We start from the raw sequence: 26,785 nt of genomic DNA on the forward strand, positions 1-26,785 counted from the left end.
CCCCCGCCGCCCGCCAGCCCGGTGAGCTGCGCGACGAGTCCACCGGACCGGCGCCGCGGCCGGGCACCGGCGGCTATCCCGCCCACCGGCGCGGCGACGACCTCCTCGCCGGCCCCTCCGACAGCGATCCCCAGCGGCTCACCGATCCCGCCGTGCACGGCAGCAGCGGGTGGTTCGCCGACGAGCGGCGCCACGACCCGCAGCCGCGCGAGGACCCCCGGTACCGGGGCTGGACCGAGCCCCCGCGGTGGGACGCCCCGAACCGCTGGGAGACCCCGGCCTGGGAGCAGCCCGGCGCCGGGCATCCCGGCGCGCACCGCCCCGACCAGGCCGCGGGACCGGACGGGTGGAGCGGCACCGACCACGCCGGCGGCGGCACCGCGCGGCCGCCCGGACCGCTGCCCGGCGCCGAGGACGGCGCCGACAGCGGCCAGCAGCCCGCCTCCACCGAGCCGGCCCGGCTGAACCCGAAGTACACGTTCGACACGTTCGTGATCGGCTCCAGCAACCGGTTCGCCCATGCCGCGGCGGTGGCGGTGGCCGAGGCGCCGGCCAAGGCCTACAACCCGCTCTTCGTCTACGGCGGGTCCGGCCTGGGCAAGACGCACCTCCTGCACGCCATCGGCCACTACACCCAGCGCCTCTACGACGGCGCCCGGGTGCGCTACGTCAGCTCCGAGGAGTTCACCAACGAGTTCATCAACTCGATCCGCGACGGCAAGGCCGACGGCTTCCGGCGGCGCTACCGCGACATCGACGTGCTCCTTGTGGACGACATCCAGTTCCTGGAGAACAAGGAGCAGACGCAGGAGGAGTTCTTCCACACCTTCAACACGCTGCACAACTCCAACAAGCAGATCGTGATCTCCAGCGACCGGCCGCCGAAGCAGCTGGTCACCCTCGAGGACCGGCTGCGCAACCGGTTCGAGTGGGGCCTCATCACCGACGTCCAGCCGCCGGAGCTGGAGACGCGGATCGCGATCCTCCGCAAGAAGGCCGCCCAGGAGGGTCTCGCCGCACCACCCGAGGTGCTGGAGTTCATCGCGAGCAAGATCTCCACGAACATCCGCGAGCTGGAGGGCGCCCTGATCCGGGTCACCGCGTTCGCCAGCCTGAACCGGCAGTCCGTGGACCTGCACCTCACCGGGATCGTCCTGAAGGACCTGATCCCCGACGACGAGGGCCCGGAGATCACGGCGTCGGCCATCATGGCGCAGACGGCGTCCTACTTCGGGCTGACCACGGACGACCTGTGCGGCACCTCGCGGTCCCGGGTGCTGGTGACCGCCCGCCAGATCGCCATGTACCTGTGCCGGGAGCTGACCGACCTCTCACTGCCCAAGATCGGCCAGCAGTTCGGACGCGACCACACCACCGTCATGCACGCCGACCGCAAGATCCGCTCGCTCATGGCGGAGCGCCGGTCGATATACAACCAGGTCACCGAGCTCACCAACCGCATCAAGCAGCAGTCGCGCAACGTCTGATCCCGGCTCGCGGAATCCGCGGCCGGCCGGCCCTCCACGAGCCGACGCGCCCGGACGCACACCCGGTGCACAGCCACGTGGACGCGCCTTCTCCCCCGGGGAAGGCGCGTCCCGCTTTCCCCATGCCTGTGGATAACCCTGCGGATAACCGGGCTGGAGCTGTGGGAAACCTGTGGAGAGGATGTGCGGTCGCTGCCCGGTGATCCGATCACCCGATCACCGGCACTGTGCATAGCCGGTGGATAACCCGTGGATAACCGGTGGACGACCTGTGGATCGTCTGTGTGGACAGCGGCGCCGTCCACAGTCGCCCGAGTTTTCCCCAGCCGTCACCCACAGGGCCGGTGGACAAAAATCCGTGGGCCGACCTGCGAAAACACTGGTTATCCACATTATCCACAGCCCCTACTACTACGACGCCTCCTATAGAGATCGATGGGGCTTGGAAATCAGGGTTGGGCCCTTTCTGTGGACAACTCGGCGCTCCTCGACCTCGAACGCTCACCCCGCGTTCGGACGACCGCACCGAGCCCCGACGGTCCCTCGGAGTTCGGGCCCTCTCGTCGACCAATCGGTGGCGGTGGGCAGCGGCTCCCGTGGAATCCGGGTACCGTGGGGAGCTGTCCCCTTGACGCATCCGGTGGCGGGACCCGACCGAGGGACCGCACACCCTGCGGTGCCGTGATCCGTACGCAGCCTGGATGTCCAGTGATGACGCGGGGGTACGCCGTGCCCTCCGGGCCTGTAGTCCTTGAGGAAAGAGAGTCGGATAGTGAAGTTCCGGGTCGAACGTGACGTGCTCGCCGACGCCGTCGCCTGGACCGCTCGTACGCTGCCGGTCCGGCCTTCCGTTCCCGTCCTGGCTGGAATGCTGCTGGACGCCGGGGAGCACGACGGCCAGCACCGGCTGAAGCTCTCCAGCTTCGACTACGAGGTCTCCGCCCAGGTGTCGGTCGAGATCGATGTCGAGGAGCCCGGCACGACCCTCGTCTCGGGGCGGCTGCTGGCCGAGATCACCCGGAACCTTCCGCCGCAGACGGTCGAGATCAGCACCGACGGCGCCAAGGTCGTGGTGGCCTGCGGCTCCGCGAAGTTCACCCTGCTGACGCTGCCGGTCGAGGACTACCCGACCCTGCCGGACATGCCGCAGCTCACCGGCTCGGTCGGCAGCGACGCGTTCGCCGCCGCCGTCAGCCAGGTGGCCGTCGCGGCCGGGCGGGACGACACACTGCCCATGCTCACCGGTGTCCGCGTCGAGATCGAGGGCGAGACCGTCACCCTCGCGTCCACCGACCGCTACCGGCTCGCTGTCCGGGAGCTCACCTGGAAGCCTGAGAACCCCGAGCTCTCGGCGGTCGCGCTCGTGCCGGCCAAGACCCTCGCCGACACCGCCAAGTCGCTCACGACGGGCGCCGAGGTCTCCATCGCGCTCTCCGCCGGCAAGACCGCCGAAGGCATGATCGGCTTCTCTGGCGGCGGCCGGCGCACCACCACGCGCCTGCTCGACGGGGACTTCCCGAAGTACCGGGCGCTGCTCCCGGACACGTTCAACTCGGTCGCAGAGGTGCAGAAGTCGGAGTTCATCGAGGCGGTGAAGCGCGTCTCGCTGGTCGCGGAGCGCAACACCCCCCTCCGCCTGGCGTTCAGCGACGGCCAGCTGGTCCTGGAGGCGGGCACCGGCGACGAGGCCCAGGCGGTCGAGGTGCTCGAAGCCGGCCTCGAAGGCGACGACATCCAGATCGCCTTCAACTCCGCGTTCCTGCTCGACGGCCTGAACGCCATCGACTCCGACATCGCCCGCCTGCAGTTCACGACCTCGACCAAGCCGGCGATCATCACCGGCAAGCCCGCCGAGGACGGCGCCGACGCGGACTACCGGTACCTGATCATGCCGGTCCGGCTGTCGAGCTGAGCCGATCGGCCGACACGTAGATTTGTCCACATGTCCACGGGCCGCACTGGGGGAGTCACGAGCATGCAACTGGGTCTGATCGGCCTCGGCAAGATGGGCGGCAACATGGCCGCACGGCTTCGCGAGAAGGGGCACGAGGTGGTCGGTTACGACCGCTCCCCCGACCTCCGCGACGTCGACACGCTCGCCGAGCTCGTCGAGCGGCTGCCGGTCCCGCGCACCGTGTGGCTGATGGTCCCGGCCGGCAAGCCCACCACGGACACCATCGAGGAGCTCGCCGAACTGCTGGCGCCCGGAGACCTCGTCATCGAGGGCGGCAACTCCCACTACGTGGACGACCGCCGGCACGCCGGGCAGCTGAGCGCCAAGGGCATCCGCTACGTCGACGCGGGCGTCAGCGGCGGGGTCTGGGGCCGGCAGAACGGCTACGGCATCATGGTCGGCGGTGCCGCGGAGGACGTCGCGCACGCCAAGCCCATCTTCGACGCGCTCACCCCCGACTCCGGAGGTGGCTACGTGCACGCCGGCGGGGTTGGTGCCGGACATTTCGTGAAGATGGTGCACAACGGCATCGAGTACGGCATGATGCAGGCCTTCGCGGAGGGCTACGAGCTCATGGCCGCCTCGGACGTCGTCGATGACGTCGCCGGTACCTTCGACAGCTGGCGCGAGGGCACCGTCGTGCGCTCGTGGCTCCTCGACCTGCTCGTGCGGGCACTGGAGGAGGACCCGGAGCTGGAGGGCATCCGCGGCTACGCGCAGGACTCCGGGGAGGGGCGCTGGACGGTGCAGGCCGCCGTCGACCACGCGGTCCCAGCGCCGGTGATCACCGCGGCGCTGTTCGCCCGGTTCGCCTCGCGTCAGGACGACAGCCCGGCGATGAAGGTCGTCGCGGCGCTGCGCAACCAGTTCGGCGGGCACGCGGTGACCAAGAGCACCGGCGACTCCGCGTAGTCGGCCGCGGGCCTGGCGGCGGGTTCTCCCGCCGCCCGACCGGACCGGCGTGCGGTTCGGCGCAAGAACTCCCCCCCCGTTTCGGGTGGTGTTTCACGTGAAACACCACCCGAAACGGGGGGCCGCCCGCAGTGCCGGCCAGCATGCCGCCCCGCCCTTCGCCGACGATTGGAGGCCAGATGTACGTCTCGCACCTGCAACTGGCCGACTACCGGTCCTACGAATCCGCGTACCTGGAGCTGGAACCCGGGATCAGCACGTTCGTGGGGCCGAACGGCCAGGGCAAGACGAACCTCGTCGAGGCCATCGGCTACGTGGCCACCCTTGGCAGCCACCGCGTGGCCACGGACGCCCCGCTGGTCCGGCGGGGGGCTGAACGCGCCATTGTCCGCGCGGCCGTGGTACGCGGCGACCAGCGCGCCCTGGTCGAACTGGAGATCACCCCCGGCCGGGCCAACCGCGCCCGGCTGAACCGCTCCCCGGTGCCCCGGCCCCGCGAGGTGCTCGGCGTCCTGCGCACCGTGCTCTTCGCCCCCGAGGACCTCGCCCTCGTGAAGGGCGACCCGGGCGAGCGCCGCCGCTTCCTGGACGAACTGCTGGTGGCCCGGGCGCCCCGCTTCGCCGGTGTCCGCTCCGACTACGAGCGGGTGCTCAAGCAGCGCAACGCCCTGCTGAAGTCGGCGTCGGCCCGGTACTTCCGGCAGCGCGCCGAGCCCGACCTGTCCACGCTGGACGTCTGGGACGAGCACCTGGCCGCCGCCGGTGCGGAGCTGCTGGCCGCCCGCCTGGCCCTCGTCGCCGAACTCCAGCCGCTCGTCGCCAAGGCCTACGGCGAGCTCACGAGCTCCGGCGGGCCGCCCGCCCTGCACTACCGCAGCTCCGCCGCCCCGGACGAGGGCCACCTGCCGGCGGACCGCGCCGCTCTGGCCGAGCTGCTCCGCGGCGCGTTGTCCGAGGCGCGCCCCCAGGAGCTGCAGCGCGGGGTGAGCCTGACCGGACCGCACCGCGACGACCTCCAGCTGCGGCTGGCCGATCTCCCGGCGAAGGGGTACGCCAGCCAGGGGGAGGCGTGGTCCTACGCGCTCGCGCTCCGGCTGTCCGGCTTCGAGCTGCTGCGCGCCGACGGCGACGATCCCGTCCTCATCCTGGACGACGTCTTCGCCGAGCTCGACGCCGAGCGCCGGCGCCGGCTCGCCGAGCACGTGCGCACCGCGGAGCAGGTGCTGGTGAGCGCGGCCGTGCCCGGTGACGTGCCGGAAGAACTCGTGGGCACCCGGTTCCGGGTGGGCGAGGGCCGGGTGGAGCGTGAGTAGCGCCGAGCGCCCGCAGGGGGAGGCCGCGGCGTCCGCTCACGGCGACCGTCCACAGGATGTGGACGGCGCGGCCGCGCCCACTGGGATCGAACTCGCCCGCCAGGCGCTCGCCCAGGCGCGCGCGGCCGCGAAGGAGCGCGGTGCCGCCCCGGGGGCCGCTCCGCGGCGGACCCGCCGCACCCCGCTCCGGTCCCGCCGCGAACCGCAGCTCTTCGGTGACGCGGTCCGGGCCTGGCTCGTCGAGCACGGCTGGCAGGAGCAGGTGGCGATCGGCGGGGTGTTCGGCCGGTGGACGGAGATCGTGGGTGAGTTCAACGCCCAGCACCTCCACCCGGTCAGCTACGAGGAGGGCGAGCTCGTCATCGCCGCCGACTCCCCCACCATGGCCGCGCACGCGCGGGCGATGGTCCGCGACCTGATGCGGCGGCTGAACGAGGAGCTGGGACACGGCACCGTGCGTTCGATCCGCGTCCAGGGGCCCGGCCGCAGCCGCTCCGCCGGCCCGCTGCGGGTCCGCTGACGCCGTCTGGCCGCCCCTGCGCCGGCTGACCGTTGCCCGGTGTGCCCATGACCCGGAGCTGACGCTCTTCGGGGGAGCAGATCCCCGCAGCGGGCACTGAACGGCGCGGAACTTTGTCGGCAGGGGCGGGTGTGTGTGGGGGCTTGAGTCCCGCCATATTCACCCGTTGTCGGGCAGCACAGCGCCGCGAATGCCACTTTCCGGCGACGCGCGCGGTATCATGAAACCGGTTCTTCGGACGCTTCCGCCGGCAAAGCCCGCCCCAAGAGCGGGGGGCAGGAAACTGGGCGAAGTGAGCGGTGCCAGGCGGGGGCGGTTGTGTACCTCTGAACGCCCCACGGTCATCGTGCTCGCTGGCCAGTTGCCCTGAGAGGCTGGTAGGCGTCCCCAGCAGGAGGGTGTGCACACTTGGCCTACGACGCTCGATCAATCACTGTTCTTGAAGGGCTCGAGGCGGTTCGCAAGCGCCCCGGCATGTACATCGGATCCACCGGTGAACGTGGTCTGCACCACTTGGTCTACGAGATCGTGGACAACTCCGTGGACGAGGCCCTGGCCGGGGCCGCCAGCGCGATCGAGGTGACCCTGCTCGCCGACGGCGGGGTGCGTGTCGCCGACAACGGCCGCGGTATCCCCGTCGACCTGCACCCGGTGGAGAAGCGGCCGGCCATCGAACTGGTCTTCACCACGCTGCACGCGGGCGGCAAGTTCGACGGCAAGTCCTACGCCGTCTCCGGTGGCCTGCACGGTGTGGGCGCCTCCGTCGTCAACGCGCTGTCCACCCGGCTCGACGTCGAGGTCCGGCGCGACGGCAGCGTGTGGCGGCAGAGCTACGAGATGGCGCGGCCGACCGGCGACCTCGCGAGGGGCGAGGACACCGAGGAGACCGGGACCCAGATCACCTTCTGGGCCGATCCCAGCATCTTCGAGACCACGACCTACAGCTTCGAGACGCTGGCGCGGCGGCTGCAGGAGATGGCGTTCCTGAACAAGGGGCTGTCCATCACCATCCGCGACGAGCGGCCGGAGTTCGTGGCCGACGCGCCCACCGTGCACACCTACCACTATGAGGGCGGACTCTCCGACTTCGTCCGGCACATCAACGCGACGAAGGAGGCCGCGCACGCCTCCGTGATCGACTTCGAGGAGGAGGGCGACGGCATCTCGGTCGAGATCGCGATGCAGTGGAACCAGTCCTACACCTCCTCGGTGCACACCTTCGCCAACACCATCAACACGGCGGAGGGCGGCACCCACGAGGAGGGGTTCCGCTCGGCGCTGACGTCGATCGTCAACCGGTACGCGCGCGACCAGAAGCTGCTCCGCGAGAAGGACGACAACCTCACCGGTGACGACGTCCGCGAGGGCCTCACCGCCATCATCTCGGTGAAGCTGGCCGACCCCCAGTTCGAGGGGCAGACCAAGACCAAGCTGGGCAACACCGAGGCCAAGTCGTTCGTGCAGAAGGTGTGCAACGAGCACCTGCGCGACTGGTTCGACCGCAACCCCGGCGAGGCCAAGGACGTCATCAGCAAGGCCGGCCAGGCGGCCCGGGCCCGGATCGCGGCGCGGCAGGCCCGCGACCTCACCCGGCGCAAGACGCTGCTGGAGTCCACGTCGCTGCCCGGCAAGCTGTCGGACTGCCAGTCGACCGAGTCGGAGAAGTGCGAGCTCTACATCGTCGAGGGCGACTCGGCGGGCGGCTCCGCCAAGGGCGGCCGCGACCCGCACTACCAGGCGATCCTGCCCATCCGCGGCAAGATCCTCAACGTGGAGAAGGCCCGCATCGACCGGATCCTCAAGAACAACGAGGTCCAGGCGATCATCACCGCGCTGGGCACCGGGATCCACGACGACTTCGACATCGAGAAGCTGCGGTACCACAAGATCATCCTCATGGCCGACGCCGACGTCGACGGCCAGCACATCCGCACGCTGCTGCTCACCCTGCTGTTCCGGTTCATGAAGCCGCTGATCGAGGCGGGCCACGTCTACATCGCCCAGCCGCCGCTGTACAAGATCAAGTGGGACTCGCGCGGCAGCGACGCCGACTACGTGTTCTCCGACCGCGAGCGCGACGAGACCATCGCCGCTGGTATCGCCGCGGGCAAGCGCGACCCGCGCCCGCGCGACCTCGTCCAGCGCTTCAAGGGCCTGGGTGAGATGAACGCGGCCGAGCTCTGGGACACCACCATGGACCCGGCGCGGCGGGTGCTGCTCCAGGTGTCGCTGGACGACGCGGCCCAGGCCGACGAGATGTTCAGCGTGCTCATGGGCGAGGACGTCGAGGCCCGGCGCTCCTTCATCCAGCGCAACGCCCGGGACGTCCGCTTCCTTGACATCTAGCGGCCTTCGCGAGGCACCTCGACGGCAGCGAACGACTCACCAGAAAAGGATCGACATCCCGTGACGGATGCGAACACCCCGGAAGCTCCGGAGGAAACCGAGAACCAGCACCACCGGGTCGAGCCTGTCGACATCCAGGTCGAGATGCAGCGCAGCTACCTCGACTATGCGATGTCGGTCATCGTCGGCCGCGCGCTGCCCGACGTGCGCGACGGCCTCAAGCCGGTGCACCAGCGGGTGCTCTACGCCATGTACGACGGCGGCTACCGCCCCGACCGCGGCTACTTCAAGTGCGCCCGCGTCGTCGGCGACGTCATGGGCAACTACCACCCGCACGGCGACTCGCCGATCTACGACACCCTGGTGCGGCTGGCGCAGACGTGGTCCATGCGGATGCCGCTGGTCGACGGCAACGGCAACTTCGGCTCGCCGGGCAACGACCCCGCGGCGGCCATGCGCTACACCGAGTGCAAGCTCGCGCCGCTGGCCATGGAGATGCTGCGGGACATCGACAAGGACACCGTCGACTTCCGGCCGAACTACGACGGCCGCTCCCAGGAGCCCATCGTACTGCCGGCGCGGTTCCCCAACCTGCTGGTGAACGGCTCGGCCGGTATCGCGGTCGGCATGGCGACGAACATCCCGCCGCACAACCTGCGCGAGGTCGCCGCCGGCGTCAACTGGTACCTGGAGAACCCGGACACCTCCGACGAGGAGCTGCTCGACGCCCTGATCGAGCGGATCAAGGGCCCGGACTTCCCGACCAGCGGCCTCATCGTCGGCCGGCGGGGCATCGAGGACGCCTACCGGACCGGCCGCGGCTCCATCACCATGCGGGCCGTGGTCGAGATCGAGGAGGACGGCCGCGGCCGGCAGTGCCTGGTCGTCACCGAACTCCCCTACCAGGTGAATCCCGACAACCTGGCGCTGAAGATCGCCGACCTGGTCAAGGACGGCAAGATCACCGGGATCGCTGACGTCAAGGACGAGACGAGCGGGCGTACCGGCCAGCGGCTGGTGATCGTGCTCAAGCGCGACGCCGTCGCCAAGGTCGTGCTGAACAACCTGTACAAGCACACCCAGCTCCAGGAGACCTTCGGCGCCAACATGCTGGCCCTGGTCGACGGTGTGCCGCGCACGCTGCGGCTGGACCAGCTGATCCGGCACTGGGTCACCCACCAGATCGAGGTCATCGTCCGGCGCACCCGGTACCTGCTGCGCAAGGCCGAGGAGCGGGCGCACATCCTGCGCGCGCTGCTCAAGGCGATCGACCGCATCGACGACGTCATCGCGCTCATCCGCGGCAGCGCGTCGGCGGACGAGGCCAAGACCGGGCTGATGGCGCTCCTGGAGATCGACGACATCCAGGCCCGCGCCATCCTCGACATGCAGCTGCGCAAGCTCGCGGCGCTGGAGCGCCGGCAGCTCACCGACGAGTACGACGAGCTGATGACGCAGATCGCGGACTACAGCGACATCCTCGGCTCGCTGCCCCGGCAGCGCACGATCGTGCGCGACGAGCTGGCGGAGATCGTCGAGAAGTACGCCGACGAGCGCCGTACGCACATCGTCCCCTTCGAGGGCGACATGCGTATGGAGGACTTCATCGCCGAGGAGGAGATCGTGGTCACGATCACCCGCGGCGGATACGCCAAGCGCACCCGGATCGACAACTACCGGGCGCAGAAGCGCGGCGGCAAGGGCGTCCGCGGCGCGCAGCTCAAGCAGGACGACATCGTCCAGCACTTCTTCGTGACCACCACCCACAACTGGGTGCTGTTCTTCACGAACAAGGGCCGGGTGTACCGCACCAAGGCCTACGAGCTGCCCGAGGCGGCGCGCGACGCCCGGGGCCAGCACGTCGCGAACCTGGTGCCGTTCCTGCCGGACGAGGAGATCGCGCAGGTCATGACACTGCGTGACTACGAGACCGCGCCCTACCTGGTGCTGGCCACCCGGTCGGGCCTGGTGAAGAAGTCCCGGCTGGCCGAGTTCGACTCCGCGCGTGCGGCCGGCATCATCGCCATCAACCTGCGTGAGGACGACGAGCTGATCGCGGCCCGGCTGGTTTTCCCGACCGACGACCTGCTGCTGATCAGCAGCGACGCGCAGGCCATCCGGTTCCCGGCCTCCGACGAGTCGCTGCGCCCCATGGGGCGGGCGACCAGCGGCGTCATCGGGATGCGGTTCCTCGAAGGCGACTACCTGCTCAGCATGGACGTGATCCGCGAGTCCGACGGCCCGACCGACGTGTTGGTGGCCACGGAGGGCGGCTACGCCAAGCGGACCCCGGCCGAGCAGTACCCGGTGCAGAACCGCGGCGGCAAGGGCGTGCTCACGGCCAAGATCGTCGAGGCGCGCGGCAAGCTGGTCGGTGCGCTCATGGTGCGCCCGGAGGAGGACGAGGTCTTCGCGATCACCTCGGGCGGCGGGGTCATCCGCACCCGCAGCGCGGAGATCAAGCAGTCGGGACGTGCCACCATGGGGGTGCGCCTGATGAACCTCGACGACGGCAACCACGTGGTCGCCATCGCCCGCAACGCCGAGGCGATGGAGGAGGACGTCGAGGACGCCGACGGGGACGGTGCCGGAGCGGTCGAGCCGGCTGAGGCGACCACCCCGGACGACAACGCCGAATAACCCTCCCCGCCCGCCGCCGTGAACGGGCCCGGACGGGCGAGGGGGACGCCGGTCGTCCCCCTCCCCGCCCCGGGCCCGCGGGCGTCCGGGTGCGCGGCCACAACCCACAGCAGCACCTGCCAACCGTCCGGTGGAGTACCGCCGTCTCACGGCTCTGCCGACCCGACCCGTAGATGGAAAGTCCAGCGGTAACGTGGCTATGTCTGACAACGCACAAGGGGATTCCGCCGCCCGGGACCAGGCCGGCGCGGACCCCGACACGAGCACCGGCGGGCACGCGTCGGGCGCGCCGTCGGCCGACAGCGCTGAACAGGGTGATGCGACCATGACGGCACCGGAGTCCAGGCCCGCTCCTGCCCCGGCGACGAAGAGCACAGGCAGCATGCGCAAGGCCCACCTCACCGTGAGCCGGGTCGAGCCGTGGTCGGTGATGAAGTTCAGCTTCGTCATCTCGCTGGTGTGCTTCATCATCCTGTTCGTCGCCGTGGCGGTGATCTACTTCGTCCTGTCGATGCTGGGCGTCTTCGACGCCGTGACCGAGCTGATCACCTCCCTGACCGACGGGGGCGAGGGCGACGAACTCGCCCTGAACCCGGCGTCCTGGTTCTCCCCGGCCCGCGTCCTCGGCTACACGGGCCTGTTCGGCGCGCTGAACATCATGGTGATCACCGCGCTGGCCTTCGTCGGCGCGATCCTGTACAACCTCGCGTCCGACCTCGTGGGCGGCATCGACGTCACCCTCAGCGAGTCCGAGTAACACCGCCGACGCCCCGGGCCCCCGCCACCTCGCCGGGGGCCCGAGCACTGCCCGCCCCACGCTAGAATCGGTACCGGAGAGGGCGTCCAGCACACCCCTCCCCCACCACCGAGGGCCCTGCCCACCTCACCGAACCGGTTCGCCCCGGTAGGCGGAGTGCGATAGAGTCCCAGAGGTACGCGGGCGTATAGCTCAGTCGGTTAGAGCGCATCCCTGATAAGGATGAGGCCCCAGGTTCAAGTCCTGGTACGCCCACATAGCTGACCTGCGCGAAGGCCCCTGTCGGATGTCCGGCAGGGGCCTTCGGCATTCAGCAGTGCGGGCAACCGGCGACGCGGCCGTTCTCGGGCGCTGTTCCCATTGCCACCGAACCAGGGTCCGGCCAGCTGGCGGAAGATTTGCCGCTGTGTCTCCTCGTCGACAAGCGTGCGGATCTCCACGGCGACCGCGCGGCGCCGCCCCGGCATGCTTCGGCGGTGACGCCGTACAGGAGCGAGTCGACGGCTCGCGCTCGCCGCTCGGGTCGGGGTGACGGTGCGCCCCGATCCGTTCGCCGGCTACTCGATCAGCTCCACCACCGGGTGCTCTGCCGACGGCCCCTCGAACAGCTCGCCCGAGCCGTCGCGCAAATGCAGGTCGAAGAACGCCGTCAGGTACGCGCGCTGCGCCGCCAGGCTGCTGTCCGGGTCGGCCGTGCCGATGGAGCCGGCCAGGAGTTCCTCCTCGTTCTGGTCGCCGGTGGCGAGTTCCAGGGCGTCCGCGAGCTGTGGGAGCAGGACCTGGTAGTCGGTGAAGCTCATGTGCTCGCCGTCCGCCATGTAGAGGTCGCGCCGCCAGCCGGTGGAGCGGTCCCAGAAGGTGCGCCACTCCGGGGTGTCGAGGTGGTGGTGCGGCAGGTCGGCGTCGCCGCTGGTGCCGGCTCCCATCAGGAGGAAGGGGCGGTCGACGCCGGTCTCCGCGGCCTGGCCGTGGCGCGGCGGCATGCTGCCGTCCATGTTGACGCCGGCGTCGACGCGCGGGTCGGTGAGCATCGTCTCCGCGCTCGCGTAACCGCCCATCGAGTGGCCGAACATGCCGACCCGCGACAGATCGAGGGCGGCGGCGACGCCCTCCGGGACCGGGCGGCCGAGGGTGTCGGGGTTGTCGCCGGCTCGGAGTCCGGTGAGTGCGTCGAGCACGAACCCCATGTCGCGGACGCGCTCCCGCAGCGCTTCGGTCATGTCCACGTCGGACGCGGGGAACTCCATTCCGTCCGGTAGCTCGACCGGGGCCTGGAAGGTGTGGTCGACGGTCACCACCACGTAGCCGCGGCTCGCGAGTTCTTCGACCAGGGTGGTGCCCAGCATCCGGGACAGGCCGCCGCCGGGTGAGTACAGGAGTACGGGCAGGTCCGCCGCCCCTGGCGCGGCCGGAACACGGGTGCGCGCGTGGCTGCGGACGCCCGTGAAGTCGACGCTGTCCGCGGGGGCTCCGATCGCCTCGACCGACTGCTCGTAGAACGAGGCCAGGCCGCGCGGCAGGTAGGGCGTGCGCGGGCCGGACGCCCGCGGGTCCGCCGGGTACCAGACGCTGGCCATGACCTCGCGCGGGCCGCCGTCCTGCGACCACGGGTCGGGGCGGTTCCCGTCGACGAGGTGCAGGTCGAAGGTGCCCAGGCGGTGCGGACCGGTGGGGGCGGGCAGCGTCGGCGTGACGGTGTCCGGAGCGTGGCCGGCTCGGGCGGTGGCGGTCGGTAGCAGCAGGGCCGCGGTGGCGGCCACGAGGGCGGCGGCGGTGGCGGCCGCGGCCGCCCGTCGGCGGGGGTGCGGGTATCCGGAACACATGGCCCCAGTCTTCGGCGGCGGCGCGGGGCGGGGCATCCGCCGTTCGGTGCCGGCCGGGCATGCCGAAAGCCATAGGGGGCGGGGGCGCTCGCCGTGCGGCGGGGCTCGGCCGTGCCGGCCCCCGCGGTCGTGTCCCACCTCGCGGCCGACTCCCACCCCGCGGCTGGGCCGAGCCGGCCGCCGGCGGGCGCCGTGCTGCCCGCCGCCAGGGCGCCGCGCGGATCCGGGCGCCGCCGGCGGGGATGAGCTGGTTCGCACCGCCATGGGCCGTGCGGGTGTCACGACCCGTCGACCAGCCCCGCCTGGTAGGCGACGATCGCGGCCTGGACCCGGTTGCGGACCTCCAGCCGGCGGAGGATGGCGCTCACGAAAACCTTGACGGTGCCCTCCACCACGTGCAGCCGGCGTCCGATCTCCGCGTTGGACATCCCCCGGCCCACGAGCGCCAGCACCGCGCGCTCCCGGTCGGTCAGTACGGCGACCCGGTCGCGGGCAGTGGCGCGGGCCGCCAACCGGCCGCCGGGGCCCTCGGCGAGTTCGGTGATCACCCGCTTGGCGATCCTCGGCGACAGGTACGCCGCGCCCGCCGCCACTGCCCGCAGACCCGCCAGCAGCTCGTCCGGGTCGCCGGTCTTGAGCAGGAACCCGGTCGCACCGCCGCCGAGCGCACGGGCGATGTAGTCGTCCTCGGCGAAGGTGGTCAGTATGACGACGGCGGTCTCGGGAAGCACGCGGCGGATCTCCGCGGCGGCGGCCAGTCCGTCGAGCCGGGGCATGACGATGTCGAGGAGTGCGACGTCCGGCCGGTGCGACCGGGCGAGTTCGACGGCCGCCCGGCCGTCGGGGGCTTCCGCCACGACGTCGATCCGGGGATCCGACCGCAGGATGGTGCGGACCCCGGCGCGGATCAGCGGTTCGTCGTCGGCCAGCAGTACTCGGATCACGTGCGTCGTCCTCGCGGGTGCGGTCGGAGGTCAGCTATCGGCGGGCCGGCGCGGGGCGGGGGCCGGCGAAAGGGCCTCGCGCGGCACGGCGTCCTTGGCGACCAGGTGGTGCTCGTCGAAGCAGAGCCGGTAGTACAGGGTGTCGTCGCCGGCGTGGCTCGGCCAGTAGTACCGGCAGGTCGCCCCGCGCGGCGCCGGGGGCTCCGCGACGGGTACGCCCACGATCTGCGATGGCGGCAACCGCCGTTCGACCGCGGCGCGCCGCTCCCCCACCCGGAGCCCCTCGTAGATGTCGGCGTCCAGCCGGTTGCCCAGCCCGGTCAGGGCGACGATGCCGAGCGCGGCCACGACGGCCGTGCTCCCCGCGAGCGTCAGGCCGACCAGCGTCCTGCGGAGCCCGCGGCGTATCCGCCGCCCTGACGCGTGGCGGGCGGCCCCGGTGGTCGCGGGTGGCGGATCCTCCCCGGAATCCGGGAGAGACGCGTCATCCGTCCCGTCGGCCGCCGCGCGCGCCGGGGCGGCGCGGTGCGGCAGCACCGCAGCCAGCTCGAATCCGCTGCCCCGAGGCCCCGACCGCAGTGTCCCGCCCGCCAGCCGGACGCGTTCGCGCAGGCCCACCAGGCCCTGCCGCCCGCCGCTCGCCGCCGGCGCGGGCGCGGACGGCGGCCCGTTCGACACGGTCACGGCGGTCGCGCCGGCCGACTGCTCCAGCAGCACCAGCACCGCGGCCCCGGGCGCGTGCTTGGCGGCGTTCGTCAGCCCCTCCTGCACGACACGGTGGACGGCCCGCTCCACCGCCGCCGGGGGCTCCGCGGCTTCCCCGGTACGGTGCAGCTCCACCACCAGACCGGAGGACCTCGCACGTGAGACCAGCACGTCGACGTCTTCGGGCGTCGGTGCTGCCGGAGCCGGATCGCCGTCAGGCCGCAGGACGCCGATGATGTCGCGCAGGCGCTCGGTCGCGTCGGCGATCCCGGACCGGAGTTCCCGCACCGCCGCGCGGTGCCTCTCGTCGAGGTCCGGTGCGACCTGCAGCGCCGCCGCCCGCAGTGCGACGAGGCTCAGCTCGTGGCCGAGGGAGTCGTGCATGTCCTGGGCGATGCGGGCCCGCTCCCGAAGCCGCGCCTGCTCGGCGGCGATCCGCTGCTGGCGCTCCAGGAGCTCGGCCCGCTGCCAACCGGCCGCGGCCAGTTCGGCGTGCTGCCGCCGGTAGCGGCCCGCCATCCAGGGCACCCCGAGCATGAGGAGCAGCGCGAGCGCGACGACGATCCCGTCGTGGAGCCCGGCCAGCACGCCGAACGCGCCACGCGGAACGACCTGCCGCGCGACGGCGCCCAGCACGGCGACCGCCGCGGCCCCGGCCGCGGCGAGCAGCACCGGCCGTGCCCGCGGCAGGCGGTGGCCCGCCAGGTACCCGAAGAGGGCCGTGGCGACGAGCGGCCACCCGAACGGGAAGCCGGAGTCACCCGGGCCCCGCACCGCGAGCTGCACCAGCGCCGCCGCGAGGGTCACGCACAGCGCCGCCACGGTCCAGCGCCGCGACAGCGCCACCGCGCCGCCGAGGACGACCCCCGCCGCCCCCGCGTCCACCCATGCCCCGGGCCCCAGCCCGCTGGCGGTGGCCGACACGGCCAGGACGATGGGCAGCACCATGAGTGCCGACCACATCAGCACGTCGGAGAGAAGCACCGTGCGCAGGCGCCCCGCCATCGTGCCGCCGTCCATCGGGCCTCCTCCCACGCCGCCGGGGGCCGGGCCGGTCCGCGCCGGTCCGCGTCGGACCGGGCCGGCCCCTGGTGACCAGCGTGGCACCGGCCGGCAGGCACCGGCATCTGTCGAAAGACAGGTGCGGAGCTTTCCGACGGTGAGATGGCCGCTGTCCGGTTTCTTCCTAGCTTGGCGCCATGAACAGTGTGAACGCGGGGTCGCCGTGATCGAGTTCCGGCGGCTGACCAAGCGCTACGGCGCCACCACCTCCCTCCACAACCTGTCCCTCACCCTGCGTTCCGGCCAGGTGACCGGCTTCCTCGGCGCGAACGGTGCGGGCAAGTCGACGACGATGCGGATCCTCTTGGGGCTGGACCACCCCACATCCGGCCGGGCGCTGATCGGCGGGCGTCCCTTCGCGGCGCTGCGGTACCCCGCCCGCGAGATCGGTGCGCTGCTCGACGCGGGCGCCGCGCATCCGGGCCGCAGCGCACGGGCGCACCTGCGGGCGCTGGCGCACGCCGGCGGCGTGCCCGCGCGGCGGGTGGACGACATGCTGGACCTGGTCGGCCTCGGTCACGTGGCGGACCGCCGGGCCGGAACGTTCTCCCTGGGGATGCGGCAGCGGCTGGGGATCGCCGCCGTCCTGCTCGGCGACCCGGCCGCGGTGGTGCTGGACGAGCCGGTGAACGGCCTCGATCCGGACGGCGTTCGCTGGATCCGCGGCCTCATCCGGTCCCTGGCGGCGGACGGCCGTACCGTGTTCGTGTCCAGCCACCTTATGAGCGAGATGCAGGAGACCGCCGACCACCTGGTCGTGCTCGTGGGCGGACGGCTCGTCGCCGACGCTCCGCTGGCGGACTTCGTCGGCGCGTCGGCGGGGGTACGGGTGCGCAGCCCGCAGGCGGACGAGCTCGCCCGCGCGTGCGCCCGGGCCGGTCTCGCCAGCGAGCGGTACGGAGCGGACGGACTGCTCGTCGCCGGCGGCACCGCGGCGGCTGTCGGCGACCTCGCCCACCGGGCGGGCCTCCGCCTGCACGAGCTCGCTGAGCGGACCGCCCATCTGGAGGACGCCTACCTCCGGGTGACCGGCGAGCCCACTGGCGTCCCGGGGGCAGGAACCGCGGCCGTGTCCGGGGAGCGGCGCCGGGGGCGCGGTGGCACCGGCCGGATCCGGGGGCGGCGCGGATGACGACACCCGCACCGGGACGCGGCCCGGCGGGCGGCGGGCTGGTCGCCGCCGTCCGCGCGGAGTGGACCAAGCTGTGGACGGTCCGGTCGACGTGGTGGCTGCTGCTCGCCGCCACGGCGCTGATGGCGGTGGCGTGCGCGGTGAGCGCGATGTCCGTGGCGGCCAGCGCGGCGAACGGCTACGACGTCTCCCTGACCGCTCCGCAGGCCGCCGCCGAGGCGATGGCGCTGGCGCAGCTTCCCGTGGTCGCGCTGGCTGCCCTCGTCGTCACGGCGGAGTACGCCACCGGCGGTATCGCCGTCACGCTGTGCCGCACTCCGCTGCGCGGCCGCGTGCTGCTCGCCAAGACGGCGGTGTCCTGCGGTGTCGCCCTGCTCGCCGGACCGCCGCTGATCGGCATCGGAACCGCCGTGGCGGCCACGGTGCTCCCCGGGCACGGCGCCTTCGCGCCGGCCGAGGCGGCGCGGACGGCGGCGGCCCTCACCGGCTACCTCGTGCTGCTCGCCGCGGTGGCGGTCGGGACGGCCACCGCGCTGCGCGGCACCGCCGGCACGCTCGTCGGCCTGGTTCTGCTGCTGCTCGTCGCTCCGACGGTGCTGGAGATGTCCGGCGTCGCATGGCTGCTCTCGGCGGCCGACCTGCTCCCGGGCACCGCCGGGCAGGCGCTGGCGGCCGGGGACGGCGGCCCGTATGGACCGGGGCCGGCGCTGGCCGTCCTCGCCGCCTGGGCGGCGGTCAGCCAACTCGCCGGGTACGCGGTCTTCTGGGCACGGGACGCGTGACGCGGCCGACGGCGTCCCGCCGGTCCGGGGCGGACGGACCCGTGGTGCTCGCCGGCTCCGCGGGCCCCGGAGCGGGGGCCGGTCGGTCGGAGCGGGCGCGGGCCGTCCGGGGCCCGCCTGGACGGCGCTGTGACCGCTCGTCCGTGCCGCCCGCCTGCCTCGGTCGGCCTCGGGTCTACCTGCCGGTGCCTGCGCCGGGATGGTGGGGAGCGAGGACGATCTCGATGCCGACGCTGGGGCGGCGCTGCCGGGTCAGCGTCAGGCGCAGGCCGGTGAGCCAGTACTCACGGCCGTACCTGCGCCGGATCCGGCGGCGGACCCGGGCGGTGTCCTCCGGGGCGAGGACACGGCCCCGTCCGGGTACGGGCTCGGCGTCGGGGTCCAGCCGGCCGGCGATGTCGCAGGGTGCCACGGTCACCCGAGGGTCGCGGCGCAGGCGGCGGACCTTGTAGGCGTCGACGTCCGAGGTCACGTACAGGCGCGGCCCGTCGGGGTCGGGCGCGAACCAGACCGGTGTGGCGACGGCGCTGCCGTCGGCGCGGAACGTGGTCAGGCTGATGTAGCGGGCCGTGGCGAGGGCGCCGCCGTGGATGTCGTGCATGATCTCCCGTACGAAGCAGGGTGTCTCCGACGGGCCCTGGTCCCCCGCGGTGTGCCGACCGGAACGGTCGCGGGGGGCCGGCGGCAGCCACCACGGCGCACCGGCGCGCGGGCGACCGGTGCCGGCGGCGCCACGCGCGCCGCCACGTGGCGGTCGGCGCCGGCCGGGGCTCGTGGGAGCAGCGCAATCGGCAAAATCGGTATGGCCATACCGTATTTACATACGGTGCGGCCGTGGTTAGGATTCTACGCGAGATGATGACCGACGGTGTGGAGGACGGCACGGGGCGTGTCCCGGTGCCGGGACGACGGCGGCGCGCCGGTGGTGCCCGCCGACAGCGGGCGCTGGAGGCGGCGGCCCGGGTGCTGGCCGAGCGGGGGTATGAGCGGACCCGGTTCAGCGACGTGGCGAAGGAGGCGGGGGTGGCCGTGAGCACCCTCCAGACCTACTTCGGTGCACGCGAGGACATGGTCATCGAGGCCCTCTACAGCTCCACCGAGGCCGAGGCGGCCGCGCTTGAGGCCGCGGCGGCCGGCCTGGAGGACCCGTGGCAGCGGGTGGTGGCGCTGCTGGACCGGGGGATGGCACCCGTGCCGACCCAGGTGTGGCGCATGCTGCTGGAGTGCTGGCACGCGAGCGCGCACGACCCGGAGCTGGCCGCGCACAGCGCCGGCCTGCAGGAGCGGTACCGCCGCCCGTTCGTCGGCGCGGTCGACGACGGCGTCGCACGCGGCGTGTTCCGCACCCGCTGGCCGACCACCCACATCGTCACCTCGCTCGTCGCGATCCTCGACGGGCTGATCATCCCCCGCGTCCTTGACCACTCCTACTTCGACCACGCGGGCGTGCGCGATGTGATCATCGCGCAGGCCGCCGCGCTGCTCGGCGTCGATGAGACCGCCGGGCACGCGGCCGACGCGGCCGGTCCGCCGGCCGAGGGCCGCGGTTCCGCGGAGGTCGGGGGAACGGCTCCGGCGCGGGGGACACCGACAACGAGTTAGGGGAGATCCGTGTCCGAATTCGCCCGCGGCGTACCGTCCCTGGTCGACGTCACGTTCACCGACCGGGAGGCGAGCAAGGACTTCTACCGGGAACTGCTCGGCTGGCGGTTCGACGATGCGCTCGACCCCTCGGGCACCTACACCTACGCCGTCCGCGACGGTGATGTGGTGGCCGGGCTGCGTCCCGCGCCGCCGGACCAGCCGCCCGCCTGGACCCTCTACCTCGGGGTCGCGGACGTAGCCGCCGCCGCGGAGCGGGTCGGCGAACTCGGCGGTCAGGTGTTCTTCCGCAACGACGTCCCGGGCCAGGGCAGCGTGCTCATCGGCTCGGACCCGGGCGGCGCTGTGTTCGGCCTGTGGCGGCCCGAGAGCGGTGCCGGGCTGCGGCGCGGCGAACCGGGCACGCTCACCTGGGCGGAGCTGCGGACCCCGGAGGGCGAGCGGAGCGACGCCTTCTACCAGGGGCTTCTCGGGCACACCGCCCAGCAGATCGGCGACGGCGCCGCCTACGACTACGCCGTCTACTCGGTCGCCGAGCGTCCCGTGCTCGGCCGGCACCGGGTCGGTGAGCAGGATCTCGGCGGCGCCCCGCCGCACTGGATGGTCTACTTCGCGGTGGATCCGGCGGTGGGGACGGACGCGCTCGTGGAGCGGGCCGCCAAGCTCGGTGGCGGGGTGCTCGCCGAACCCGCGGACATCCCGGCCGGCCGCTTCGCGGTGGTCACGGATCCGGCGGGCGCCGCGTTCGCACTGGTGGACGAGTCGCGGGCGACCCGCCGGTAGCCGTTCACCGTGCGGGGCCCGCCGCGCGGCCCCGCACACCGTCGATGAGGGCGGCGCGCCGGTCGGAGTCCGCCGCGGCCGCGCACGCCGTCCACGCCAGTGCCGTCGCGCCGTCGCGGACGGCCCGCTCGGCTGAGGCGGAGCGGCACGCCGCCGCGAACTCCGGCTGGTGGTTGACCGCGTCCCCGCACTCCAGCGCCATGGTGGGGTGCAGGCTGGGGACGACCCGGCTCACGTTGCCCATGTCGGTGCTGCCGGTGGGCACCGCAGCCTCCTGCTCCGGTGGGACCGGGGTGCGGCCGAGCCGGGTCACCGCCGAGCGGTAGGCCGCCACCAGCCACGGGTCGTGGACGAGCTCGGCGTAGGCGGGGCCATCGCGTACGACCTCGTGCGCGCAGTCGGCGCCGGCCGCTCCGGCGGCCAGGCAGCCGCGGACCCGTTCCTCCAGCTCCGCCAGCGACTCCGCGTCCGGCGCGCGCAGGTCGAACACCGCCTCGGCGTGGTCGGGGACGGTGTTCGGCGAACTGCCCGCAGCGAGGGTGATGCCGTGCACCAGGTGGCGCGGCGGCAGGTGCTGGCGGGCCAGCCCGAGGGCGACGTGCGCGATGGTCAGGGCGTCCGCGGCGCTGCGCCCCAGGTGCGGCGCGACGGCGGCGTGTGCGGCCCGTCCGCGGTAGCGGACGCGCAGCGTCTGGATGGCGAGGGAACGCGGCGCGCACACTTCGTGCGGAGCGGGGTGCACCATCATGGCGAGGGCGACGTCGTCGAACACGCCGGCCTCCAGCATGGTGATCTTGCCGCCGCCGGACTCCTCGGCGGGGGTGCCGATGAGCCGGACGGTCAGCCCGAGGTCGGCGGCGGGCCCGCGCAGGGCCAGGGCCGCTCCGACCGCCGCCGCCGCGATGACGTTGTGTCCGCAGGCGTGCCCGATGCCGGGGAGCGCGTCGTACTCGGCGCACAGGCCCACGACCAGGTCGCCGCCGCCGTACTCGGCGACGAGCGCGGTGTCGAGGCCGGCGATTCCGCGGGTCACCGTGAAGCCGGCGTCCGCGAGGACGCCGGAGATCCGCCCCGCGGCGTAGTGCTCGGCGAACGCGGTCTCGGGATGGGCGTGGATGTCGGCGGAGAGGGCGTGCAGGTCGGGAGCGGCCTGCGCGACGGCGCGGCGGCAGGCGTCCTCGTGGCGGGCCACGTCGTGCTGGGGCATGCCCTCAGCTGACCGGTCGGACACCCGGACGGGCAAGCGGCGCCGCCGGAATCGACGGTGACACTGTTCGGCCGTCGGGGGACGGAATGGTCGCTCATTCGCGGGTTGACATTGCCGAAAAATGCTGCGCACTCCGGATAAAGATCATTTTCGCAACTGCAAGCCCTCTTCCAGTGCCGGTGGAGTTTGACCGGATATGGACAGGTACGGGGCATATCTCTGGTGGCGTTTCCCGGATACGCTGAGCGACCGCGCGGCGCGGCCGTCCGGCCGTGCGACCACCGCCACGGGAGGTCACCAGTGACGGAACCGACGCCCTCGCTGACCTGGACACTCGCGGCCGGAGACCGGCGGCTCCGCGTGGAGCTCCTGCCGTGGCTGCTGGTCCGCACGCCCGGTTTCCCCGCCGCCCTGCTCGACCCGGTCGCGCGCCCGGAGACCCTCGCGGAGGCCGACCGCCTCGCCGATGCCGAGGCCCGGGTCGACCGGATGCGCGCCGCGTTCCTGGACGGAACGTGGCCCACCGTCCGCGAGCGCGCCAAGACCGCCCCGCCGCCCGACGCGCCGCGGTTCCGCGTCCTGGTCGCCGCCGCCAAGCGGGTCGACCGCGGCGAGTCGGTACCGGACCGCCCCCGGGAGGCCCTGGCGCACTACCTGCCCGATGACTGGGCCGCCGGGTGGAACGCCGCCGTCCAAGCCCGCGACGAGGCCGTCGCCGCCGCCCAGGCGACCTTCGCCGGCGGACTGGCCGCCGCCCGCGGCGAGGTGGCCGCGGCGTTCCACGACACCAGGCTGCGCCACGCCGTGCACATCTCCAACCCCGGGTTCCACCGCACCGCGTTCGGCGCCGAGTCGACCGTCGCCCGGCTCGCCGACCCGCGCGGCCGGGACGCGCGCCGCGCCCTGAGCACCGCGCACCGCTACCTGCGCCGCTTCACCACGCGGTGCGAGACCGTCGCGTTCTTCGGGCCGGTGCTGTTCGCGCGGTTCGCGCCGGACCTCGACGCGCCGCACACGGTGGACGCTCCGGTGGCGGAACGCGTCTTCGTCGAGGCCGGCACCTGGCTCGTGGACCGGATCGCCGCCGACCTCACCCAGGCCACCCCCGTGGAGCGGCTGCGCGCCTGGCGGGACCCCATGGTCCGCCCGGTACCCGGGCGCGACGAGGTCGAGCGCGTCCTCGACGGCCGGCGCGTGCGGCTTCCGCCCGATCTCATGCGCTTCTGGCGGGCCGCCGACGGCCGACCGGTGGCCGAGATCGCCGCCGAGGCCGGGCTCGCGCCCGAGCGGATCGCCACCGAGGTCCCCCGGCTCCGCCCGCTGCTGCGGCTCACCGCCGTCCCGGTGCCGGCCACAGAGCTGCACCCCCTGCCGCTGCTGGCCGCCGCGCCGGTCGCTCGGCGGCTGCTCGCCGTGCGCGACCGCTACGCGGACCTCCCCTGGCCGGACCGGCGCGACGCCCTGGAGGAGGCCGAATCGCTGGCGGCCAGCCTCAGCGGCGACCGAGCCCGCACCGCGGGCCGCCACTACGCCGACCGGGAGGTCTTCCACGAGGACCGCTCCAGTCCGCTCAGCGAGCGGGTCCGCTTCGGTGCCCCGGCGCTGCGCGGCGTGCGCGCCGCACTCGACGCGGTCCTCCCGCTGGTCTACCTCGGCGCCCTGCTGCGCCGCGAGGACGCCCGCGACGCCGTCCGCGCCGCGCTGTCCGACCGCCCCGCGCCGCTGCTCCGGGTGGTCACCGCCGACCTGCCGGAGCACCCGCGGCGTGCCGAGCGGCTGCGGGCGGCGCTGCGCGCGCTCGTGGCCGAACGGGCGGCGAGCCCCGGATGCCGCGCCGTCCACCTCGACTCGGCCGCGGTCGCGGCGGTCCTCGCGCCGCTGTGGGAGCTGGTGCCCCCCGACGCCGCCGGCGACCCCTGCCTGCCCAGCCCCGACCTGATGGCGGTCGGCCCCGACCTCGCCACCGCCACCTGGTTGCTCTCCGAGCTGCACGACGACTGCGGCTCGATCTACGGCGGCCTGGAGAACCCGCTGCACAGTGACCCGGCCGGCCTGTGGGCGGGGTACACGGCCGCGGTGACCGCGCGGATCGATCCGGCCGGTGTCGCCACCGTGGTCGCGCGGCGGCGCAGCGCCCACGTCACCCCGGAGCCGCCCGGACGCTCGATCGAGCTGAGCGGGATGTCGGGACGGGACCGGGCGGAGACCGTTCCGATCGCCGAGGTCCTGGTGCCGCCCACCGGCGACCGCGTTCTCGTGGACGGCCGCCCGCGGCTGCTCTACCCGGGCGACCTCGACTCCACCGCGCACCGCGCCCTGGCGCTGCCCGCGTTGAAACCGGTGACGGTGGACCTCGGCGCGCACACGCCCCGCATCACGGTGGACGGCGTCGTCTACCAGCGGGAACGCTGGCGGATCCGGTCACAGACCCGGGAGGCCGGCGACGAGTTCGGCCGGTGGCGGGCCGTGCAGCGGTTGCGCAGCGCACACGCCCTCCCCCGCCGCTGCTACGTCCGCCACCCCGCAGAGCCCAAGCCCCTCTACGTCGACTTCGCCGACCCGCTCGCCGTGCTCGACCTCGCCCGGCTGCCACCGGGGGAGGTCACGGTGACCGAGGCACTGCCCGCTCCGGGGGAACTGTGGTGGCGGGTCGGCGGCGCGGCGCAGCACGCCGAGCTGCGGATCGGCTGCGTCGTGTCCGACGCGACCGTACCGGCCCAGAACGGAGGGCGTCGCCCATGACCCTGCTCCCCGACCCGGCCACGGAGTTCGGTGCCCGGGTGCACCGCCGCCTGAACCAGGAACTCGTCATCTGGCTCACCACCGTCGACGCCGCCGGCGCGCCGCAGCCCAACCCGGTCTGGTTCCTCTGGGACGGCGAGGCGGTGCTGGTCTACACGGCGACGACCGCGCACCGGGTGCGCCATCTGGCCCGCAACCCGCGGGTGAGCCTGCACCTGGACGGCGGCGAGTTCGGGCGCGACATCGTGGTGCTCTCGGGCACGGCGCACCGCCGTCCCGACCTGCCGCCCGCCGACGAGCACCCCGGCTTCCTCGCCAAGTACCGCGACCTCATGACCCGGGTGTTCGGCGGTCCGGCGGGCTTCCGGGCGGGCCACGCCGTGCCGCTGAGGATCGGCGGCCTGCGGTTACGCGGCCGGTGAGCCGGCCGGCCGGGCCTCCAGCACGCTCATGGCGCGGTCGGCGCTGTGGACGACCCGGCTCACCGCGAGGTCGGCCGCGGCGAGCAGCCGGGCGGTGTGCTCCAGCGTCCGCTCCCGGCCGCCGCTGACCACCAGCAGGTGGAGGTCGAGCATGCCGCGTGCGGCCGGCGCGTCCGGGTCGGCGAGGCCGCCGACGACGAGCAGCCGGGCGCCGGCGGTCATGGCGGCGCGGATCCGGCGCAGCAGCACGGTGGCGTCCGCGTCGTCCCAGTCGGCGAGCACCCGGCACAGGAGGTAGACGTCGGCACCCGCGGGGACCGACTCCAGGAAGCTGCCTTCGACAACGGTCGCGCGGTCCGCGACCCCCGCCGCGGACAGAGCGGCGCGGGCGTGCCGGGCCGCGTCCGGTAGTTCCTGGAGAACGGCGGTGAGTGAGGGGTTGGCGGTGAGCAGTGCGGTGGTGAGGGCGCCGTGGCCGCCGCCGATGTCGGCCACCTGGCGGCTCGCGGCGAAGTCGTGCACCTCCATGAGCAGGGCGCGGGCTTCGGCGAGCGAACCGGCCATGCCGGCGCCGTACCACCGCGCCGCCTCGGGGGCGGCCGCGAGGTAGCTCCAGAAGTCGTCCCCGAAGAACTGCGGGAAGGCCGCCCTCCCGGTGCGCAGGGTGTGCTCGGCTCGGCTCCAGGCGAGGTACTGCTCCTCGCACACGGTGCGCGTCCACGGCGCCAGGCTCTCGGGGTGGTCGGTGCGCAGCAGTGCCCCGGTGGGGGTCAGGGACACCGCTCCGCCGGGCGCGAGCGAGAGGAGGCCGGCATCCGCCAGCACGGGGACGGCGCGTCGCAGCACGTCGGGGTCCACCCCGCAGGATTCGGCGAGCTCGGCCGTGCCGCGGGGGCCGGACGCGAGGGCATCCGGGAGGCCGACCCGCACGGCCGCGTGGATGAGCTGGGAGAGCCGGTAGCCCGAGACCATGGCGCGCAGCCGTTCGCGTGCGGGCGGCGCCTCGGACGGCGCCCCTGACGGCGGGCGGTGGTGGGACATGGCACTTCCTTTCGGCGGGCCCGGGTGAATATCGCCGGGTGGGAGAATGGATCCGCGTCGGCAGTGTTTCCGTGATTGCCATCTTCTAGCTCCCCGACTCACTTCGCGGGCAAACTTTCGATTTAGCGGGCCATGATTTTTTATTGCGCACGTAAGTGCGTCCCTGTCAAGGGGCCGACTCCGGCCTCCGGATCATTCGCGGGGTGCGGGTGATCGAATTCGAGTCGGCGGTTCTTTTTGGGATGTGTTGTCGGCGACCCAGCGTTACGATCTCTCAGGGGGTTTCTGGGACCGTGCGATCTCCCTCGATCGTGTTCGGTCGGCGACTTTCGGTGAAAACATCGCATGTCCTGGGTGAATGCCAATATCGATTGGCGCCGATAATGCCGGCACTCACGCACGGTGTCGGGCTGGGTTCGTTGGGTAGGTGGCCGTTTTTCGGCATTCCATTACTTCTGGTAGTCGAATTCAAGATCGCCTGCGGCCTTCTGGGATGGAGCCTTGACATCCTTGTATTGCATTTTCCATACTGGACCGTGTTTTCGGGGGTGGGTGCTCTGCTCGGAGCGGCGGCACTATTGCCCCCCGGGTTGCGGTCTTTTCGGGGTGGT

20 protein-coding genes and 1 tRNA gene are annotated in these 26,785 nt (G+C 72.9%); 15 read left to right on the top strand and 6 right to left on the bottom strand.

The window, feature by feature from the left end; genetic code table 11:
- The 9 genes from dnaA to DEF28_RS09305 all read left to right on the top strand — a co-directional run.
- On the top strand, positions 1-1,487 hold a 1,487-nt coding region (gene dnaA, locus DEF28_RS09265), incomplete at its 5' end, for a chromosomal replication initiator protein DnaA (protein ID WP_325048993.1).
- Between the two features lie 772 nt (positions 1,488-2,259).
- Complete coding sequence (gene dnaN / locus DEF28_RS09270) at positions 2,260-3,399, top strand: DNA polymerase III subunit beta (RefSeq protein WP_114396836.1); 1,140 nt, start codon at positions 2,260-2,262, stop codon at positions 3,397-3,399.
- A 63-nt stretch (positions 3,400-3,462) separates the two neighbouring features.
- Entirely contained in the window at positions 3,463-4,353 is an 891-nt protein-coding gene (gnd, locus tag DEF28_RS09275) for a phosphogluconate dehydrogenase (NAD(+)-dependent, decarboxylating) (RefSeq protein WP_114396835.1), read from the top strand.
- 179 nt (positions 4,354-4,532) lie between these two features.
- Positions 4,533-5,666 carry a DNA replication/repair protein RecF gene (gene recF, locus DEF28_RS09280; protein WP_114396834.1) on the top strand — a complete coding sequence of 378 codons (1,134 nt, stop codon included), beginning with the start codon at positions 4,533-4,535 and terminating at the stop codon, positions 5,664-5,666.
- 58 nt (positions 5,667-5,724) lie between these two features.
- Positions 5,725-6,186: a DUF721 domain-containing protein gene (locus tag DEF28_RS09285; RefSeq protein WP_181874233.1), complete on the top strand. Its 462-nt coding sequence runs from the start codon at positions 5,725-5,727 to the stop codon at positions 6,184-6,186.
- 408 nt (positions 6,187-6,594) lie between these two features.
- On the top strand, positions 6,595-8,532 hold the full coding sequence (gene gyrB / locus DEF28_RS09290; RefSeq protein ID WP_114396832.1) for a DNA topoisomerase (ATP-hydrolyzing) subunit B: 1,938 nt from the start codon (positions 6,595-6,597) through the stop codon (positions 8,530-8,532).
- Positions 8,533-8,592: 60 nt separating this feature from the next.
- Positions 8,593-11,172 carry a DNA gyrase subunit A gene (gene gyrA / locus DEF28_RS09295; RefSeq protein ID WP_114396831.1) on the top strand — a complete coding sequence of 860 codons (2,580 nt, stop codon included), beginning with the start codon at positions 8,593-8,595 and terminating at the stop codon, positions 11,170-11,172.
- Positions 11,173-11,554: 382 nt separating this feature from the next.
- A complete protein-coding gene (locus tag DEF28_RS09300) occupies positions 11,555-11,929 on the top strand; it encodes a DUF3566 domain-containing protein (protein WP_309485802.1) in 375 nt (124 codons plus the stop codon).
- A gap of 181 nt (positions 11,930-12,110) precedes the next feature.
- A tRNA-Ile gene (locus DEF28_RS09305) sits at positions 12,111-12,184 on the top strand.
- A 302-nt stretch (positions 12,185-12,486) separates the two neighbouring features.
- Here the strand turns inward: DEF28_RS09305 and DEF28_RS09310 are convergent.
- The 3 genes from DEF28_RS09310 to DEF28_RS09320 form a co-directional block, all read right to left on the bottom strand.
- On the bottom strand, positions 12,487-13,752 hold the full coding sequence (locus DEF28_RS09310; RefSeq protein WP_114396829.1) for an alpha/beta hydrolase family protein: 1,266 nt from the start codon (positions 13,750-13,752) through the stop codon (positions 12,487-12,489).
- A 278-nt stretch (positions 13,753-14,030) separates the two neighbouring features.
- Complete coding sequence (locus tag DEF28_RS09315) at positions 14,031-14,696, bottom strand: response regulator (RefSeq protein ID WP_114396828.1); 666 nt, start codon at positions 14,694-14,696, stop codon at positions 14,031-14,033.
- A 30-nt stretch (positions 14,697-14,726) separates the two neighbouring features.
- Positions 14,727-16,421, bottom strand: coding sequence for a sensor histidine kinase (locus tag DEF28_RS09320; protein ID WP_199493182.1), 1,695 nt, complete (start codon positions 16,419-16,421; stop codon positions 14,727-14,729).
- A 205-nt stretch (positions 16,422-16,626) separates the two neighbouring features.
- On the opposite strand from DEF28_RS09320, the gene DEF28_RS09325 reads away from it, so the two are divergent.
- The gene (locus DEF28_RS09325; protein ID WP_114396827.1) at positions 16,627-17,595 is read left to right on the top strand and encodes an ATP-binding cassette domain-containing protein; all 969 of its coding nucleotides are present in this window, start codon (positions 16,627-16,629) and stop codon (positions 17,593-17,595) included.
- Positions 17,592-18,377: an ABC transporter gene (locus tag DEF28_RS09330; RefSeq protein WP_114396826.1), complete on the top strand. Its 786-nt coding sequence runs from the start codon at positions 17,592-17,594 to the stop codon at positions 18,375-18,377. The genes DEF28_RS09325 and DEF28_RS09330 overlap by 4 nt, the downstream gene beginning before the upstream one ends.
- Positions 18,378-18,552: 175 nt before the next feature.
- Here DEF28_RS09330 and DEF28_RS09335 read toward each other — a convergent pair whose 3' ends face one another.
- Positions 18,553-18,978: a PPOX class F420-dependent oxidoreductase gene (locus DEF28_RS09335; protein WP_114396825.1), complete on the bottom strand. Its 426-nt coding sequence runs from the start codon at positions 18,976-18,978 to the stop codon at positions 18,553-18,555.
- Positions 18,979-19,232: 254 nt separating this feature from the next.
- Between DEF28_RS09335 and DEF28_RS09340 the strand changes: the two genes are divergently transcribed.
- Together DEF28_RS09340 and DEF28_RS09345 are read left to right on the top strand one after the other, a co-directional pair.
- The gene (locus DEF28_RS09340; protein ID WP_114396824.1) at positions 19,233-19,979 is read left to right on the top strand and encodes a TetR/AcrR family transcriptional regulator; all 747 of its coding nucleotides are present in this window, start codon (positions 19,233-19,235) and stop codon (positions 19,977-19,979) included.
- Positions 19,980-19,988: 9 nt separating this feature from the next.
- Entirely contained in the window at positions 19,989-20,762 is a 774-nt protein-coding gene (locus DEF28_RS09345; protein WP_114396823.1) for a VOC family protein, read from the top strand.
- A 4-nt stretch (positions 20,763-20,766) separates the two neighbouring features.
- On the opposite strand, the gene DEF28_RS09350 is transcribed toward DEF28_RS09345, so the two are convergent.
- Positions 20,767-21,969 (bottom strand): amidohydrolase, encoded by a 1,203-nt coding sequence (locus DEF28_RS09350; RefSeq protein WP_114396822.1) that lies wholly within the window; start codon positions 21,967-21,969, stop codon positions 20,767-20,769.
- Between the two features lie 300 nt (positions 21,970-22,269).
- On the opposite strand from DEF28_RS09350, the gene DEF28_RS09355 reads away from it, so the two are divergent.
- Both DEF28_RS09355 and DEF28_RS09360 read left to right on the top strand, forming a co-directional pair.
- Complete coding sequence (locus DEF28_RS09355) at positions 22,270-24,711, top strand: lantibiotic dehydratase (RefSeq protein WP_114396821.1); 2,442 nt, start codon at positions 22,270-22,272, stop codon at positions 24,709-24,711.
- Entirely contained in the window at positions 24,708-25,133 is a 426-nt protein-coding gene (locus tag DEF28_RS09360) for a TIGR03667 family PPOX class F420-dependent oxidoreductase (RefSeq protein ID WP_114396820.1), read from the top strand. The genes DEF28_RS09355 and DEF28_RS09360 overlap by 4 nt, the downstream gene beginning before the upstream one ends.
- On the opposite strand, the gene DEF28_RS09365 is transcribed toward DEF28_RS09360, so the two are convergent.
- Complete coding sequence (locus tag DEF28_RS09365; protein WP_114396819.1) at positions 25,119-26,174, bottom strand: methyltransferase; 1,056 nt, start codon at positions 26,172-26,174, stop codon at positions 25,119-25,121. The two genes, DEF28_RS09360 and DEF28_RS09365, sit on opposite strands and share 15 nt — an antisense overlap.
- Positions 26,175-26,785: the final 611 nt, after the last annotated feature.

It is taken from the genome of Marinitenerispora sediminis, assembly GCF_003336425.1.
GTDB lineage: Bacteria > Actinomycetota > Actinomycetes > Streptosporangiales > Streptosporangiaceae > Marinitenerispora > Marinitenerispora sediminis.

What these genes read in the sequence shown, in the direction of transcription:
- DEF28_RS09310 (WP_114396829.1), bottom strand. Translation starts at nt 13,752, where the DNA reads ATGTGTTCCGGATACCCGCACCCCCGCCGACGGGCGGCCGCGGCCGCC.
- DEF28_RS09300 (WP_309485802.1), top strand. Translation starts at nt 11,555, where the DNA reads ATGCGCAAGGCCCACCTCACCGTGAGCCGGGTCGAGCCGTGGTCGGTG.
- DEF28_RS09350 (WP_114396822.1), bottom strand. Translation starts at nt 21,969, where the DNA reads ATGCCCCAGCACGACGTGGCCCGCCACGAGGACGCCTGCCGCCGCGCC.
- DEF28_RS09335 (WP_114396825.1), bottom strand. Translation starts at nt 18,978, where the DNA reads ATGCACGACATCCACGGCGGCGCCCTCGCCACGGCCCGCTACATCAGC.
- DEF28_RS09330 (WP_114396826.1), top strand. Translation starts at nt 17,592, where the DNA reads ATGACGACACCCGCACCGGGACGCGGCCCGGCGGGCGGCGGGCTGGTC.
- recF (WP_114396834.1), top strand. Translation starts at nt 4,533, where the DNA reads ATGTACGTCTCGCACCTGCAACTGGCCGACTACCGGTCCTACGAATCC.
- DEF28_RS09340 (WP_114396824.1), top strand. Translation starts at nt 19,233, where the DNA reads ATGATGACCGACGGTGTGGAGGACGGCACGGGGCGTGTCCCGGTGCCG.
- DEF28_RS09320 (WP_199493182.1), bottom strand. Translation starts at nt 16,421, where the DNA reads ATGGACGGCGGCACGATGGCGGGGCGCCTGCGCACGGTGCTTCTCTCC.
- DEF28_RS09360 (WP_114396820.1), top strand. Translation starts at nt 24,708, where the DNA reads ATGACCCTGCTCCCCGACCCGGCCACGGAGTTCGGTGCCCGGGTGCAC.
- gnd (WP_114396835.1), top strand. Translation starts at nt 3,463, where the DNA reads ATGCAACTGGGTCTGATCGGCCTCGGCAAGATGGGCGGCAACATGGCC.
- DEF28_RS09365 (WP_114396819.1), bottom strand. Translation starts at nt 26,174, where the DNA reads ATGTCCCACCACCGCCCGCCGTCAGGGGCGCCGTCCGAGGCGCCGCCC.